Origin of the sequence: Enterococcus sp. DIV1767 (genome assembly GCF_050542585.1) — a bacterium.
Classification (GTDB): Bacteria; Bacillota; Bacilli; order Lactobacillales; family Enterococcaceae; genus Enterococcus_D; species Enterococcus_D innesii.
In genome coordinates, this window is sequence record NZ_CP172936.1 from 512421 (window position 1) to 529251 (window position 16831).

General features: G+C 41.1%; 10 protein-coding genes and 1 pseudogene. All 11 read left to right on the forward strand.

Translation table 11 applies throughout. The annotated features are described in order from the left end of the window. Positions 1-11: 11 nt before the first annotated feature. The 11 genes and pseudogenes from IGI78_RS02460 (at position 12) to IGI78_RS02510 (ending at position 16807) form a co-directional block, all read left to right on the forward strand. Entirely contained in the window at positions 12-914 is a 903-nt protein-coding gene (locus IGI78_RS02460; RefSeq protein ID WP_005232126.1) for a carbohydrate ABC transporter permease, read from the forward strand. A 13-nt stretch (positions 915-927) separates the two neighbouring features. Next, positions 928-1800, forward strand: coding sequence for a carbohydrate ABC transporter permease (locus tag IGI78_RS02465; RefSeq protein ID WP_005232123.1), 873 nt, complete (start codon positions 928-930; stop codon positions 1798-1800). 11 nt (positions 1801-1811) lie between these two features. Beyond that, the gene (locus IGI78_RS02470; RefSeq protein ID WP_195265293.1) at positions 1812-2468 is read left to right on the forward strand and encodes a DUF624 domain-containing protein; all 657 of its coding nucleotides are present in this window, start codon (positions 1812-1814) and stop codon (positions 2466-2468) included. Positions 2469-2528: 60 nt separating this feature from the next. Then, positions 2529-3071: a GNAT family N-acetyltransferase gene (locus IGI78_RS02475; RefSeq protein ID WP_195265291.1), complete on the forward strand. Its 543-nt coding sequence runs from the start codon at positions 2529-2531 to the stop codon at positions 3069-3071. 226 nt (positions 3072-3297) lie between these two features. Beyond that, positions 3298-4071: a Fe-S cluster assembly ATPase SufC gene (sufC, locus tag IGI78_RS02480; RefSeq protein ID WP_005227367.1), complete on the forward strand. Its 774-nt coding sequence runs from the start codon at positions 3298-3300 to the stop codon at positions 4069-4071. A gap of 13 nt (positions 4072-4084) precedes the next feature. Then, entirely contained in the window at positions 4085-5389 is a 1305-nt protein-coding gene (gene sufD / locus IGI78_RS02485; RefSeq protein WP_016619703.1) for a Fe-S cluster assembly protein SufD, read from the forward strand. Continuing rightward, the gene (locus tag IGI78_RS02490; protein WP_061053721.1) at positions 5386-6630 is read left to right on the forward strand and encodes a cysteine desulfurase; all 1245 of its coding nucleotides are present in this window, start codon (positions 5386-5388) and stop codon (positions 6628-6630) included. The genes sufD and IGI78_RS02490 overlap by 4 nt, the downstream gene beginning before the upstream one ends. Continuing rightward, positions 6608-7102, forward strand: a complete 495-nt coding sequence (sufU, locus tag IGI78_RS02495; RefSeq protein WP_142973962.1) for a Fe-S cluster assembly sulfur transfer protein SufU — start codon at positions 6608-6610, stop codon at positions 7100-7102. The genes IGI78_RS02490 and sufU overlap by 23 nt, the downstream gene beginning before the upstream one ends. Positions 7103-7131: 29 nt before the next feature. Further along, a complete protein-coding gene (gene sufB, locus IGI78_RS02500) occupies positions 7132-8523 on the forward strand; it encodes a Fe-S cluster assembly protein SufB (RefSeq protein WP_005232103.1) in 1392 nt (463 codons plus the stop codon). A 632-nt stretch (positions 8524-9155) separates the two neighbouring features. Further along, positions 9156-9618, forward strand: a pseudogene (locus tag IGI78_RS02505) (ABC transporter permease); the annotation flags it as partial. 439 nt (positions 9619-10057) lie between these two features. Next, entirely contained in the window at positions 10058-16807 is a 6750-nt protein-coding gene (locus IGI78_RS02510; RefSeq protein ID WP_430618276.1) for a DNRLRE domain-containing protein, read from the forward strand. Positions 16808-16831: the final 24 nt, after the last annotated feature.

The window sequence follows — 16831 nt, forward strand, 5'->3', positions numbered from 1 at the left end:
AGGAGACAAATATGGAAATAACCTCAAAATCAAAAGCAGCCAATAAGTTGAAACGCAAAAATACGCTAACCGCGCTGTCTTTTATTGCACCGAACTTTATCGGCTTTTTCTTATTTACCTTAGTGCCAGTTGTGTTCTCATTGATTCTGGCTTTTATGGAATGGGATTCCTTTAGTTCGCCTGAATTTGTGGGAATGAAAAATTTCAGCAAAATGCTAGGGGACGACACCTTTTGGATCTCGTTAAAGAACACCTTTCTCTATACGATTGGCGTCGTTCCATTGACGTTAGTATGTTCCTTAGGCTTAGCGATTTTATTGAATAAAAAAGTACGTGGAATGAAGTTTTTCCGTACTGCCTTCTTCTTTCCTTACGTCACCTCGTTAGTTGCGATCGCTGTCGTGTGGAACATGTTGTTTCACCCAACGATGGGACCAATCAATCAGTTTTTGAAATTTTTTATTGAAAATCCTCCTGGTTGGACCTCTAGCTCTGATTGGGCTTTGACGGCGATCATCATAGTCAGCGTCTGGCGTGGCATGGGGTATTACATGATCTTATACTTGGCAGGGCTACAAAGTGTGCCAAAGGAATTGTATGAAGCGGCTTCGATCGATGGCGCCAACAAGTGGCAGCAGTTTCGCAACGTGACGTTGCCGTCATTGCGACCAACGACCTTCTTTGTTTCGATCATGCTGGTCATCAACTGTTTCAAGATCTTCGATTTGGTCCAAGTCATGACTGCCGGCGGACCCGGTCGAGCCACCAATGTCTTGGTGTATCAAATTTACAACGAAGCGTTTGTGAAATTTAATTTTGGTTACGCATCTGCGATCGCCATGGTCTTGTTTGTGATCGTTTTGGGCATCACGGTGATCCAGTTTAAGTGGAACCAAAGACAAGAACGGGTGTAAGGAGGGAGTACAGATGGAAAATACACTGAGTAAAAAGAATGTTCAAGCCAAACCAAAACAAAAAGCCAAGCTGTCGGTCGGCAGTGTCTCCTTGATTCTTTTATTAACATTTCTCGCGTTAGTGACACTGATCCCGTTTCTTTGGATGATCTCTGCTTCTTTTAAGACCAATAACGATGTTTTTAGCGTACCGATCCAATGGATTCCAAAAAGTTGGCACCCAGAAAACTATACGGTGATTTGGGATCGCATTCCTTTGCTGACTTTTTTCAAGAACACAGCATTTTTGAGCGTCATCATTACCTTGATCCAACTGTTTACCTCTAGCTTTGCGGCTTATGGGTTTTCGAAGATGCATTTCAAAGGACGCGACCTGTTGTTTCTGACATACATCGGTACGATTGCGATTCCTTGGCAATCCTATATGATTCCTCAGTTCATCATGATGCGCCAGTTCGGGCTGACAGACACGCTTTGGTCTTTGGTCCTCTTACAAGCCTTCAGTGCCTTTGGCGTCTTTTTGTTGAAACAATACTATAGTAGTATTCCTGATTCACTGTGTGAAAGTGCGCGGATCGATGGTTTGAGTGAGTGGGGGATCTATCGAAAAATCATTCTACCACTGACGAAGCCCGCTTTAGCGAGTCTGACCATCATCACCTTCGTCAATACATGGAATGATTATATGGGACCATTTATCTACCTCTCCTCAACCGAAAACAAAACCATTCAGTTAGGGTTGAAAATGTTTGTCGGCTTATATGATGCCGAGTACGCCCTGATCATGGCAGCATCTGTGGTCTCCATTTTGCCAGTGGCGATCGTCTTTTTAGCAATGCAAAAATACTTCGTAGAAGGAATCGCTACTTCGGGAATGAAAAATTGAGGTGATCAATCATGTTTACCAAGCCTACCTTTGAAAACAATCTTTACATGCGGATCTTCCGCTGGTTTTATATTGGCTTTGCCCTGAATATCAGTTTTTGGGTCGTGAATACACCCTACACCCTCACGGCAATGTTCTTGGCAGTCGATCCTAGAAATCTCCTTTGGTTTGCATTGGCACTCTTGCTGATTGGTCCAAGTATGATCAGCCTCCTGGCTGCGATCGATCGCTTTGCAGAACACAAAGACATTGATCCAGTAAAAGATTTCTGCTACTTTTTACGAACCTTTGCCGTGCGCGGGTTTCTCTATTGGCTCATCGGCTGGCTGGGGAGTGTCATTGCGATCGTGGATATTCTGTTTGCGATTCAATTTGAAAGTGGCAAATGGCTCGTTCCTTTCTTTCTTTTGTTAGGGATGCTTTCCATAGCTCTTAGTATCAACGCGTGGTACTTCCAAGTGCGTAATCCAAAAGCTGCTAAGAAAGATGTCCTGCGTACCGCACTTTTCTTCACCCTGAAAAAATGGCCTGTTAGTTTGTTAGCAACCTGTTTGTTTGTTGCCGTTTTTGTCGCCTTGATTTTGAAGCCGCAATTTGGCTTTACTCTTTTTCCAGTCCTTTTTTTCGGACTCCTTTATTTAAACTTACGGAAATTTCAGATAAAATAGAAAGAAAGTCGTCTACGAATAAAGGAGACGACTTTTTTTAGGAGAAAGGGGGGCTTGAAGATGGCAGAAACAGTCACACTTCAACCGATTACCGAAGAAATGATTGCTGAACTTTGGTCGATCAGCTATGGGCCTAAGGCAGATTTAGAATGGAAAAAATGGGACGGACCGTATTTCCAAGACCCCGTGTTGACGTGGGAAGAATTTCGAACGGGGGTTGGCGCTAGCTGTATCGACAACTCGTTACGTAAAGCGATCAGCTATCAAGGAAGAATCGTGGGAATCGCGACCGCTTACTGGGAAGACAATACCTTGCAGCAGTGGTTGGAATTCGGGATAGCCATCTATGATGCTTCCCTTTGGAATCAAGGCATTGGCAGCCAAGCAATTCGCCAGTGGATCAATGAGTTGTTTGAATCACAGCCTCATATCCAGCGTGTCGGTTATACCACGTGGTCGGGCAATCACCGCATGATGAAACTAGGAGAAAAGCTAGGGATGACCAAAGAAGCCCAGATCCGCAAAGTCCGTTTCTGGGAAGGCACCTATTATGATTCCATCAAGTATGGCATCTTGCGAGAAGAATGGGCACAGCAGAAGTGAAGGTAGGGGATGCGGCAGCCAATGTCGTATTCCTTTTTCTTTTTTACAACAAATCAAAAAAATTTCTAGCATTACAGACAATAACCATGTACTATCTCTATGTAATACTTTATAATAATTCCAATGTACAGATTAGAAATATTTTAAAAAAGTCGGGAATAGCGTTTGAAGTTCATTCTCAATTAGTCTAAAATAGTGAGAAAGAAAAGATACTGGAGGGAAAGAAATGTCAGTTTTAGAAATCAAAAATCTACACGTCCAAATCGAAGATAAAAAGATCTTAAAAGGCGTTGACTTAGTGTTAAAAACTGGAGAGATCCATGCCATCATGGGACCAAACGGTACAGGGAAATCAACCTTGTCCGCTGCCATCATGGGCAACCCGAATTATGAAGTGACAGAAGGGGAAATTTTGTTCGACGGCGAAAACGTCTTGGAAATGGAAGTGGATGAGCGAGCTCGTTTAGGTCTGTTCTTGGCGATGCAATACCCAAGTGAAATTCCAGGCATCACCAATGCGGAATTCATGCGGGCAGCGATCAATGCCAAACGTGACGAAGACGACAAAATCTCTGTCATGGATTTCTTGAAAAAATTAGATGAAAAAATGGATTTATTGAATATGCCCGAAGAAATGGCGGAACGCTATCTGAATGAAGGCTTCTCTGGTGGAGAAAAGAAACGAAATGAAATCTTACAATTGTTGATGCTAGAGCCAACCTTTGCAATTTTGGATGAGATCGACTCTGGTCTAGATATCGATGCCTTGAAAGTCGTAGCAAAAGGCGTCAATGAAATGCGCGGCGAAGGCTTTGGCGCTTTGATCATCACCCATTACCAACGTCTGTTAAACTACATCACACCAGACGTGGTTCATATCATGATGGAAGGCCGTGTCGTGATGACCGGTTCGGCAGATTTAGCCAAACGCCTAGAAGCAGAAGGCTATGCTGGGATCAGTAAAGAGTTAGGGATCGACTACAAAGAAGAAGAAGCGTAAGGAGGCAAGGTAAATGGCAAAATTACAGGATTATCTTGAACAAGTCAACGTTTTTTCAGCGTTAAAAGAAGAGCCTGAATGGATGTTGGAATTACGCCAAGCAGCCCTTGCGAAAGTGGATGAACTTGCGTTTCCAAAAATCGAGCGGGTGCGTTACGAGCGTTGGCCATTGTTCAATATCGACGAACAAGCACTTGCTGGTGAGTACGCTTTGTCAGAAGAAGAAGTGGCAGGCGCAGTTCCCGCCTTTGACGCGATGGATAACCATCCGACCCTCGTTCAGTTCGATGATACCACCATCTTTGAGCAATTACCGCAAGAGCTGATCGACAAAGGCGTGATCTTTACCGACTTGTTTACAGCAATGAAAGAAGTACCAGAGTTGGTCAATCAATACTACATGACCAAAGCAGTGCCAATGGACGAAGACAAAATGACCGCAGCACATGCGGCGTTTATGAATAGCGGCATGTTCTTGTATGTACCAAAAAACGTGGTGATCGAAGAACCCCTTGAAGCGATTTTCTACCACAATGGCAATAGTCAAGCGCATTTCTTCAAACACATTTTGATCGTTGCCGATGAACACAGTGAGTTCAGCTACTTGGAACGTTTCCAAACCAAAGGCGACCAAGCGAAAAAACTGTCTGGCAATATCGTAGTGGAAGTGATCGCCAAAGCAGGTGCGAAGGTCAAATTCTCTGCGATTGATCAGTTAGGTGTCAACATTACTACGTACATGAATCGTCGCGGCTACGTATTACGAGATGCGATGGTAGATTGGGCGATCGGAGTCATGAATGACGGCGACGTCGTGGCAGACTTTGATTCTGATCTTGTAGGCGAAGGCGCGCATTCGGAAGTCAAAGCGGTCGCAATCAGTGCTGGACGCCAAACACAAGGGATCGATACCCGCGTCACCAATAAAGCACCGCATTCCATTGGTCATATCCTGCAACACGGCGTTATCAGAGAACGCGGCGTCTTAACCTTTAACGGTATCGGACACATTTTAAAAGGAGCCAAAGGAGCGGACGCGCAACAAGAAAGCCGTGTCCTAATGCTTTCAGACCAAGCCCGTGGCGATGCTAACCCAATCCTTTTGATCGATGAGCACGAAGTAACAGCCGGACACGCAGCCAGTGTGGGACGGGTCGATCCAGAAGAAATGTACTACTTGATGAGTCGTGGGTTGCGCAAAGAAGAAGCGGAACGTTTGGTGATTCGTGGTTTCTTAGGATCCGTCTTGACCGCGATCCCAGTCAAAGAAGTGCAACAAGAATTGGTTGCCGTTATCGAAGGGAAGTTGCTCGCATGATCGATGCCCAAAAAGTGAAACAAGCGTTTCCCATCTTGGATCAGCTCGTAAATGACGAACCATTGATCTACCTCGACAATGCCGCCACTACGCAAAAACCAGAGGCGGTGCTGCAGGCGATCACCGATTATTACCATCAAGACAATGCCAACGTTCATCGTGGGGTCCACACCCTCGCAGAACGGGCGACCCATTCCTATGAAGGCGCACGAGAAAAGGTTCGCCGTTTTATCCATGCGAGTGAGACGGCGGAAGTGCTGTTTACTCGAGGGACGACCACTGGTTTAAATTGGGTCTCCCGCAGCTACGGCGACCGTTTTGTCAATGAAGGCGATGAAATCGTGATTTCCTATATGGAACATCATTCCAATATCATCCCTTGGCAACAATTAGCAGCCCGAAAAAAAGCTACCTTGAAATATATCCAGCTGACGCCAGAAGGCACCTTGGACATGGAAGATGCCAAGAAACAGATCACAGACAAAACCGCCATCGTTTCGATCGCGCACGTTTCCAATGTTTTAGGCGTGATCAATCCGATTGCGGAGCTAACCAAATTGGCGCATCAGCACCAAGCCGTCATGGTGGTGGATGGTGCTCAGGCTGTTCCACATATGGCAGTTGATGTCCAAGCACTGGATTGTGATTTCTATGCCTTTTCTGGCCATAAAATGTGCGGACCAACTGGCATCGGTGTCTTATACGGCAAACGGCAATGGCTGGATCAAATGGAGCCCGTCGAATTTGGCGGTGAAATGATCGATTTTGTCCATCTGCAAGAAAGCACGTGGAAAGAACTGCCGTGGAAATTTGAAGCGGGCACACCAAATATTGCCGGCGCGATCGGCTTAGGTGCAGCGGTCGATTACTTAACAGAAATTGGCTTAGAAAACATCCACGCCCATGAAGCAGACTTAGCTGCCTACGTTTTGCCCAAACTGCAAGCCATTGAAGGTTTGACCATCTATGGTCCCCAAGAAGCAGCAAAACGCACGGGAGTGATCGCCTTTAATCTAGCAGGCATCCATCCTCATGATGTTGCCACCGCTTTAGACATGGAAGGCATCGCGGTACGGGCAGGTCATCATTGTGCCCAACCCCTCTTGACCTATTTGCAAGTCCCAGCGACTGCACGGGCCAGCTTTTACCTGTATAATACAAGAGAGGACGCCGATCGACTGGTTGACGCCATCAAGCTGACGAAGGAGTTTTTCCAACATGGCACTAACGAAATTAGATAATTTGTATCGACAAGTCATTCTGGATCATTCCAGCCACCCACATCATCGGGGCACCTTGGATGATTCAACGTACAAAGTCGAATTGAATAACCCTACCTGTGGCGACGTGATCCACTTGGAGCTCGCTGTCGAAGGAGACACCATCAAAGACATCGCGTTTACTGGCGAAGGCTGTTCCATCAGTACCGCCAGTGCATCCATGATGGGGGATGCGATTATCGGTAAGACACTAGCAGAAGCTGGTGAACTATCAGGCTTGTTTTCTGAGCTCGTCCAAGGAAACGACATTCCCCAAAGCGATCGCTTAGGCGATGCTTCCATGCTTGGAGGTGTGGCGAAGTTTCCTGCACGCATCAAGTGTGCGACCTTAGCTTGGAAAGCATTAGAAAAAGCCATTGCTGCCGACAGTACACAAGCATCTGTCAGTCACCGCCACGCCAATGAATCTGACACTGAAGAAACCAGCGAATAGACAACCGCACTACAAAAGGAGTGAGAACCATGGGTGTACCCGAATTAGAAGAATATAAATTTGGCTTCCACGATGACGTGCAGCCTGTTTTTAGTACCGGCGAAGGATTGACCGAAGACATCGTCCGTGAAATCTCACGGGTCAAGCAAGAGCCAGAATGGATGCTTGAGTTCCGCTTGAAGTCTCTTGAAGCCTTCAACAAGATGCCCATGCAAAACTGGGGCCCGGATCTGTCTGACATCGATTTTGATGCCATCAAATATTACCAAAAACCAAGTGATCGTCCTGCCCGTGATTGGGATGACGTACCAGAAAAAATCAAAGAGACCTTTGAACGCATTGGTATTCCAGAAGCCGAGCGGGCATACCTGGCCGGCGCTTCTGCCCAATATGAATCAGAAGTCGTTTACCACAACATGAAAGAAGAGTTTGAAAAACTTGGCATCGTCTTTACCGATACCGATTCAGCCTTGAAGGAATACCCTGAGCTGTTCAAACAATACTTCTCAAAATTAGTCCCACCAACCGATAATAAGCTTGCTGCTTTAAACTCAGCCGTTTGGTCAGGTGGTACCTTTATCTATGTACCAAAAGGCGTTCGTGTCGATGTGCCATTACAGACCTATTTCCGGATCAATGCCGAAAATACCGGTCAGTTCGAACGAACATTGATCATCGTTGACGAAGGCGCCAGCGTCCATTATGTTGAAGGCTGTACCGCCCCAACCTATTCAAGCAATAGTTTGCACGCAGCCATCGTTGAAATTTTCACCCTAAAAGACGCTTACTGCCGCTACACCACCATTCAAAACTGGTCAGACAACGTCTATAACCTAGTAACCAAACGGGCCAAAGCCTTAGAAGGTGCTACCGTTGAATGGATCGATGGCAACCTAGGAGCCAAAACAACCATGAAATACCCAAGTGTGTATCTTGATGGTAAAGGCGCACGGGGCACGATGCTTTCCATTGCCTTTGCAGGTGCCAACCAAATCCAAGATACCGGTGCAAAAATGATCCATAACGCACCAAACACCTCCAGCTCCATCGTCTCAAAATCAATTTCTAAAGACGGCGGTGCAGTAAACTACCGTGGACAAGTCACCTTCGGCAAGAAGAGCGCAGGCTCTATCTCCCATATCGAGTGTGATACCATCATCATGGATGACCTATCGAAATCCGATACCATTCCGTTCAATGAGATCCACAACAGCCAAGTGTCCCTAGAACACGAAGCCAAAGTCTCCAAAATCTCAGAAGAACAACTGTACTACCTAATGAGCCGCGGCCTCTCCGAAAGCGAAGCAACCGAAATGATCGTCATGGGATTCGTCGAACCATTCACCAAAGAATTACCGATGGAATACGCAGTCGAATTGAACCGGTTGATTAGTTATGAGATGGAAGGGTCTGTGGGGTAATTGAATTGATTAAGCTAGAAATGCCTATTTGAAGACGTTTCTGGCTTTTTTTGTTTGGCCGTATAGAAAGTAACATCAAATTTAACACCAATTATTGTAAATGATGCGTTATGTTTTATATTGTAATGTCAAAAATTTCTGCTGAAAGAATTACTGATACGCAAAATTAATCGTTGAAGATTTTTAATTGGTCATGCTCTCTTGAAGAGTGGGAGTTTTACCTTTGTTATTTTCCAAGCGGTTTCTAACATTGTTTACTTAATTTAAGTATAATTATGTTAATAATCAGAGGAAGTAGTATTCTTGGAAATTATTCAAGAAAATTAAAGAACCGGAATTGGTATAAGATATTGATGTATGTATATTTTTGTTTTTATTTTTAGGGAGTTTATTTTTTTAATGATTACAAACTATAATGATAATATTGATTATGCTGTATATTAAAAAAATGTTAGGGAGTAAAGAAGGGTTTAATTGGACATCTTTAAGTATAATTGCAGCTATTATTGCAGTAGAAATTTCTATATTTGGTTTTTGGTGGAACTATAGGGCTAATTTAAAGCACAACATATTTAAAGAGAAATTAAGAGTTTACAGAGAATATTTAAGTAATTTAGGCAGATCGGCTACTGATTATCATCTGGGGATTTATAGTGGGAGGGCTTGGAAGGGGTATCTTGGTCGGGCCTTCACTTACGTTGATATCATTGTTCTTTGTTCAGCTACATGTTCATTCTTGGCTTATTATAATCGTCATATTATTAATGACAGCAATCTTATTCTCACTCGCGAGTCTAATCAATGGGGTTTTCGCTCAATCTTATGATGATGTCTCAATTGTCCCAACTTTTGTCTTACAGCCACTTACATACTTGGATGGTGTTTTTTTAGCGATATCAATGCTTCCACCTTTTTGGCAGGTTGTTTCTAAAATAAATCCTATAGTGTATATGATCTCTGGATTTAGATATGGGTTTTTTAGGAGCGACGGATGTTCCTATTGTGATTTCATTGTCTCTTCTTATTGGATTTAGCGTTATCCTTTATACAATATGTTATTACCTGGTAAATAAAGGAATTAGATTGAGAAGTTAATTACGCATATATCTAAAAATTTGAAATGGATTGTTCAAAGATATAATACTTTGAACAATCCATTTTGATATAAAAAATACGAACAATTTTTAACAATTTCCAATTAAAAATATTTCTGTGGTCAGAAACTTAAAAGTTTTTGACCTTTTTTCCTAAAGAACTCTTGAAACGTTTAGTCTGTAGACACAATTTATCGTTTCAAGAGCTTTAATTGCTTCAAAAACAGATCCGCTTGTTTGCAGTATAATTTTAGCTATTATTTTCTAACTAGCACTAAACTTTCTTCGAGCATGCTATTATAATCAATTTTCGAAGTAGAAAGTCTTGTATTTATATTGTTAAAAAATGTATTGACAATTTATATGCAATTAAATTATATTTAATTGACCTTCTGGCTTAACACTCAATTTAGAAGGATAATGTTTAGGGAGAGAGAATAGTGCAGGGAAAGAAGAATTATTTTAGAAAAGGGATCGTTGGTAGCGTCATCATTCTATTGACGGCTATTGTGATACCATCTACAATAGCTGTTGCTGAAAGTATCGGGGAAATAGATTCAAAATATATGGACTCTGAATATCCTTATTTAGTTGATTCTGAGGAACAAGTAGCTAGCCCTCAAGAGCCAACAGAAATTATAGAGGAAAGAACGGAAAATGAAGTCGTTTTAGACAATCATGATGGTACTTTCACAAAGAAAATTTATCAAGAACCCATTTATACAGAAGCTGAAAACAGCGGAAAGTTAGAGGAGATACAGACCAATCTAATAATAGAAGATGGGGTTATTCAACCAGATAATGTGACAATACCAACAACGTTTCTTCCAAAGATGGAAAAAGGATTGTATCAGATTGTAGGAGACGGGAGCGAGAAGATCTCCTTTTCATTTAAAGGCGCTTCAGGAGTAGCCAAAGAAAGTAAAGAACAAACGAGTGAAAAGAATCAATTAATAGCAGATTCTTCAGGAGAGGTAATTGGAGATAGCTCATCAGCTAACGGCCAGATTCATACGCAAGAAACAATAAATGATCAGGAAGAAGAACAGGAAAAAGTATATGGTGAAGAAGTATCAATCTCCACAGAAGATCGGGATGTTGAAATTTCTGAAAACGAAGCTCTTTACAAAAATGTTTTGCCAGAAATTGATTTTCGTCAAATGGTGTTTAATCAGTCAGTAAAAGAAGATTTGATCATCCATGATGTAAACGATTACCATAGTTATTATTTTGAAATCGAAACATCACTAAATCCAAAGGTAGAGGATACTGGAGAAGTAACATTTCGAACGAAAGACAACAAATTTATTTATGAGATTCCTCGGCCGACAATGACGGATTCAAATTTTGATGAGCAATTGGGGTCAGGCATATTAAATGAAAGTAATTATTTTGAAGTAATTCCGTTAACAAAAAACCTGTATCAGCTTGTACTTCGAGTAGATAGTGACTGGATTCAGTCCACGGAACGAGTATTTCCCATTTATATTGATCCGAGTATTACTTATAACAAGTTGCAAGATGCCAATGCTAGACAAGCGAATGGAGGTACAAACTATAGCGGAGCAAGTTTATGGCGTCCACAATTGAAAGCACACACTTTATGGTTAGGAAAATATCAAGATACACAAGCTAACCAAGCTTATTTTAAAACAGATATGAGCAAGATTAATCAAGCAACCATTCAAAAAGCGCAGTTTAAAGTATATAATATTTGGCATTCATATGATAACTTATCTAATGAGCTTTCTCTAAATGCTGTTAATCAAAATTGGGACCCCAAAAAAATTACCTGGAACAACAAACCTTCGCACACTTATATAACTAAAACAAATGTAAAAAAAGCTCAGTGGGCTACTTTTGATGTCACAACACTTGTTCAAGAATGGTCAACTGGAAAGCGAGTTAATTATGGGATCAGCTTAACTACCAAGAATCAAGATGATCATTGGAAACAAGTAGTTGCAGCAGAAAATAGTACGAATATTCCATACTTTGAGATTACTTATGCATATAATAAACCAGTAAAGCCTACTGTCAAAGGTATAGCACATGATAATCAGAAAACTGGACATTTAGAAATAAGTTGGCCAAAGATAAACGGTGCAACAAGTTATCAGATTATCTTATCAAGTGGAAAAGAAAATTTAGCGTTTCCTGTTGGTAATGTCACTTCTTTTTCAACTAAAGGGAAAGGAATTTTTCCCACTGATAAAGAAATTGCGGAAGGGATTTCTCGCTTCCACACAGATGGAAAAGGGACTGATTTAGCTCTTGATCCGAGAGAATTTTATGAAAACTTAGATGCAGAAGGAGCTGCAAATAGTCTAAAAGGAATATCAGGATATGATGTGAGAATTGCTGCAGTCTACTCTGGAGGTATTAGTCCTCAATCTGATTATGTACGTACCTATCTTCCAATAGGAGCACCCAAAGCACCCATTGCAAAAGCCTATAGTAATTTAACTGAAGAAAATAGTGGTTATGTTCAGTTAAGTTGGGAAGAGGTTCCTTTGGCGGATAGTTATGAAGTATTAGTTTTTAACGGAAAAGATTATCAAACTTTCGATGTAGGAAATACATTAACTTGGACAACACAAGGAAAAGGTATTTGGCCAACCAACGAAGAAATTGCTGTAGGAAAGTACCAACTTCATGCCGATGGTAAAGGTTCCGAGTTAGCCAAAGATCCACGACCAGTGTATAAGAATGCCGGAACACAATATGCGGCGAAGACAAATTATTGGTTTCGAGTCAGAGGGTATCGTAAAGACAATAAACATGTAAAAAGTAATGACTCTGCAGCAGCAACGCCAAGCATACCAGATAGTCAGGCGGATAAGCTGGGTATGACTGATTTTTGGACAAGTATTCCAGTTCGTGGTGGTCAGATCAATGCAGTAAATGGAAATTTGCTTGTAACGGAAGAAGATTTTAACTTAGAAGGTCGTGGAATCTCGATTGGCTTAACTCGTACATTTAATAGTTTCAATCAAGAAATGGGTATATTTGGTAAAGGTTGGTCTTCAACTTTTGAAGAAAGACTGATTGATAATGTACAAAAAAATGAAATTTATTGGATGGAAGCGGATAATAAGCAACACGTTTTTAAGAAAAAAGAAGCTGCTTATCAAGCACCACCTGGACTTTTTTCTGAAATTAAAAAAGAAGCTGATGGAACTTATACGAAAACAGAAGAAGATAAATCAAAGACCATTTACTCTAAAACTGGAAAATTGGTCAAAGAAATTGATAAGAATCAAAATACCACGAATTACACCTACGATGCCGCAGACCGTCTGATAAAGATCAAAGATGCAAGTAATCGTGAGGTTATTCTAAACTACTCGAAAGATGGCTCTTTGGTAGAGAGCATCCAATTACCAGAAAGTAAGACTCTCTCATTTCGTTATGATAGCGAAGGGAAATTAATTGAATCAAAGACGGCCCGAGGGAAAACCTATGGTTATGGTTATAATGAGCAAAAGCAACTAATTTCATTGTACGAGCCAAAACATACAGATGAACATCCCCAAGAGACTAAATATGTTTATGAAGACAATAAAATCAAAGAGATAATTGATCCGGTACAAAAGAAAACGCAGATTGCTTATAATACAACTGAACATGTTACTACTGTCACTAATGAGAAAGGAAAAAAAACCGCTTATTATTATTCAAAGGCAGGAAATCCAGAGAAGACGATAGAAGATATCGAAGGATTAAAATTAACCACTTCCTATCAATACGAGTCCAATAACTTAATGAAAGAAATCAATCCAAAAGGACAAGCAGAAACGTATACTTACGATGGAGAAGGAAACATTCTTACCTTCACAGATGCGTATGGTACAGAGACGTACGCATATAATAAGAACAACGATATTGTTACAGAAACAGATACAGAAAATCGTAAAACTACTACTGCATATGATGGAGCAGATGCATTATCAGAAACGATAAATGATGCAAATACTTCCTCGTTCACAATGTATGATCGCTATGGGAACATCTTGAAAGAGAGTGCTTCTTTGGGAACGGGTGAAAACATGGTGAAAAATAGTGGGTTTGAATCCGGCAATACAGAAGAATGGTATCTTTCACAAGACAAAACCCGTGCCAAAGGATCGATGAGTATTGATACCAAAGAACGAGCACCTGGTTCGCTAAGCGGGAAATATGCAATCAAGATCCATTCTGAACCCGCAAATAATGATCGAAAAACACATAGCAGTACGTCTATCGCCCAACGATTTGATGTCGAACCAAATACCACGTATACGCTCAGTGCAGACATCAAAACAGCTAATATGAAAGCTTCTCAAGCCTTTTTAGATGTATGGTTTATTAAATCAGATAACCAAACTGGTGATGGGTGGCGGAATAACCGAGAAACGGCAATCCAAGGCAATAGCGATTGGGTTCGAAGACAAGTTACTTTTACTACCACAAAAGAGACACGACGTATCGGCATTTATTTGAAAAATGAGCAATTGGCTAATGAAGCTGGCAGCGGCGATGCCTGGTTTGATAATGTGCAGCTGGAAAAAGGCAGCACACATACTGGATATAACCCGGTACTAAATAGTGGGTTAGAGGAAGCAACAGGGTTACAAGAAATTCAGCATTTCTCTCTTTCTGGAACGAAAACGAACTTGCAGTTATCAGATGAAGCTTTCTCTGGAGAACAAGGATTTGAAATGACAAGAAAAAGCGGAACAGAAGGGAATGGCTATATTGCCCAATACGTCTCATTAAATCAACAGAAAGCTGAACCAATCACTATTTCTGCTTTATCTAAAGCCAAAAATGTGCAATCCGGGGATAAAAGTGCTGCCCATCAAGACTACTCACTGTGGGCAGATATTATCTATCAAGATGGCTCGAAAGAATTAAGACATGAGAAATTTCCGACAGGTAATCAAGATTGGAACCGTGCGGCTATTGCCGTACAACCAAAACAGCCAATCAAAGAAGTCAAATTATTGTTTATGTTCCGAAATCAGATGACTGGTACTGCGTATTTTGACAATCTTCGTATCATGGAAGGGAGCAGGCTAACTGAAAGTGAGTACGATGTTGCTGGAAATTATGTGGTTGCTCAATATGATGAAGAACTTAGAAAAACAAGTTTTACCTATGATACATTTGGAAATCGTTTAAGTGAAACAGATGAAAAAGGACAGCAAAAGAATTTTCAATACGATAAAGACAATCAATTGGTAGTTACTCGATTGGCGAACGGGACAGAAGTGAAGTATACGTATGATGATAACGGGAATATAACGAAACGAGAGATTGTTGCGAATGGCATAGCTCAAAGCCATGGGTATAGTTACGATGCTGATGATAAAACAACCTTGTATCAGGATCCATTAGGTCGCAAGATTTCTTATGAATATGATGCCAGCGGGAATGAAATTGGTGTGAACATGCCCAACGGTCATCAGATTAAGAATGAATATGATTCGGCAGACCGTCAAACAAAAGTTTTGTGGGGGGATACTCCTGCTTATAGCTTTCAATATGATCCTAATGGGAATCAAACTAAGGTTACAGATCATCTCAATCAAGTAGTAACTGATAAAATATATGACGATGCAAATCGAATCACTAAGGTTCAAGAGCGCGGGGGAACCATCAGTTATCAGTACAAAGACAAGCCAACAAAAGATAATAAAGGAAAGACAGATAAAGTAGCCGATGTCACCATAAATAAGGGAGCGTATTCGAGCAAAGTTAGCTATGAGTACAATGCGTTGGATCAAAACACTATTGTTAGCGATGGTGACAACAAGTATAGATTTGATTATGACGAGTTTGGAAATAAAACGCTCTACACCGCAGGAAATGGTTCTATGTCAAACTTTAGTTATGATCAAACGAATAAACTTACAGAAGTAGCAATCGGAACTAAAAACCATATTCAAGTGTTAAAAGAGAGTTACGCATATGATGCGACAAGTAATCGGACGAGTATCGTGCATACAGACGGGAAAAAGACAACATACAGTTACGATTCCACTAATCAATTGACTAAAGAAGTCTTACCTAACGGAGAATTACGGTCTTACACTTACGATGGATTTGGGAACCGAACAAGTGTAACTATCAACAACGCAACTCATCAAGCAGCTTTTAATGCCGGAAACCAGTTGATTAGCTTCAATGGTCAAGCACTAACCTATGATGCAAATGGGAATCGTCTAAGTGATGAAAAATATAACTACGCTTGGGATCAAGCGGATCGCTTGGTAGGAGTGACGAAAAAGGGAGAAAACCAACCATTTGTCACATACACTTACGACGAGGACAACCGACGATTGTCTAAGAAGGTTAATGGACAGATAACGAACTACCATTATGATGGTGATAGTATTGATGTGCTGTATGAAACAGATACGAATGGGCAAGTTTTACGTCATTATATCTACTCTGATGACAATATTCGCTTAGCTATGAAGAGTGGGAAAAACACGGTATACTATCATTACAATGGGCACGGTGATGTGGTGGCATTGACGGACGAAAACGGCCAGCAAGTAGCCAGTTACACTTACGATGCTTGGGGAAACGTTCTAACCAGTGAAGCAAAAACAGAACTTGCGAAAAGCAATCCTTATGGTTATGCTGGATATACGTACGATACTGAAATTCAACAGTATTATTTAATGGCACGTTATTATCATCCGGCTCATGGAGTTTTTACCTCTCTTGATCCTGATCCAGGGGACGAAGACGATCCATTGACCATGAATGGATATACTTACGCGGACAATAATCCGGTGATGTATGTTGACCCTAATGGGCATTTTGCGATTGTAGCTGGTCTAGGGATTTATATAAGTGCAAAAGTGATTTTTACTGGTGTAACTATGTTAGCTGGAGCAGGTATAGGTTATTATTTGGCGAAAAAACGACCTTACAGCAAAAATAAAAGAACTACTAAGCAGGTTCCACCAAAAGGACAGCGAGGGTACAGAGGAAGAAATAGAATAAAAACTCAAGTAAAAAATGGTAGAACACACCAGAAAAGAATTTATGATAAAAAGGGGAAGCCACGTGTTGATATCGATTACAATAACCACGGTAATCCTAAACGACATCCCCATGTACCACATAAGCATATATGGAGAAAAGGTATTAGAGATAAAAAAGGTATAAAGATTCCAAAGTATATTAGAAAATAATAATCATAATGAAGGAGATGGTAT

Coding starts and splice junctions, on each gene's coding strand:
- IGI78_RS02460 (WP_005232126.1), top strand. CDS start 12: ATGGAAATAACCTCAAAATCAAAAGCAGCCAATAAGTTGAAACGCAAA.
- IGI78_RS02465 (WP_005232123.1), top strand. CDS start 928: ATGGAAAATACACTGAGTAAAAAGAATGTTCAAGCCAAACCAAAACAA.
- IGI78_RS02470 (WP_195265293.1), top strand. CDS start 1,812: ATGTTTACCAAGCCTACCTTTGAAAACAATCTTTACATGCGGATCTTC.
- IGI78_RS02475 (WP_195265291.1), top strand. CDS start 2,529: ATGGCAGAAACAGTCACACTTCAACCGATTACCGAAGAAATGATTGCT.
- sufC (WP_005227367.1), top strand. CDS start 3,298: ATGTCAGTTTTAGAAATCAAAAATCTACACGTCCAAATCGAAGATAAA.
- sufD (WP_016619703.1), top strand. CDS start 4,085: ATGGCAAAATTACAGGATTATCTTGAACAAGTCAACGTTTTTTCAGCG.
- IGI78_RS02490 (WP_061053721.1), top strand. CDS start 5,386: ATGATCGATGCCCAAAAAGTGAAACAAGCGTTTCCCATCTTGGATCAG.
- sufU (WP_142973962.1), top strand. CDS start 6,608: ATGGCACTAACGAAATTAGATAATTTGTATCGACAAGTCATTCTGGAT.
- sufB (WP_005232103.1), top strand. CDS start 7,132: ATGGGTGTACCCGAATTAGAAGAATATAAATTTGGCTTCCACGATGAC.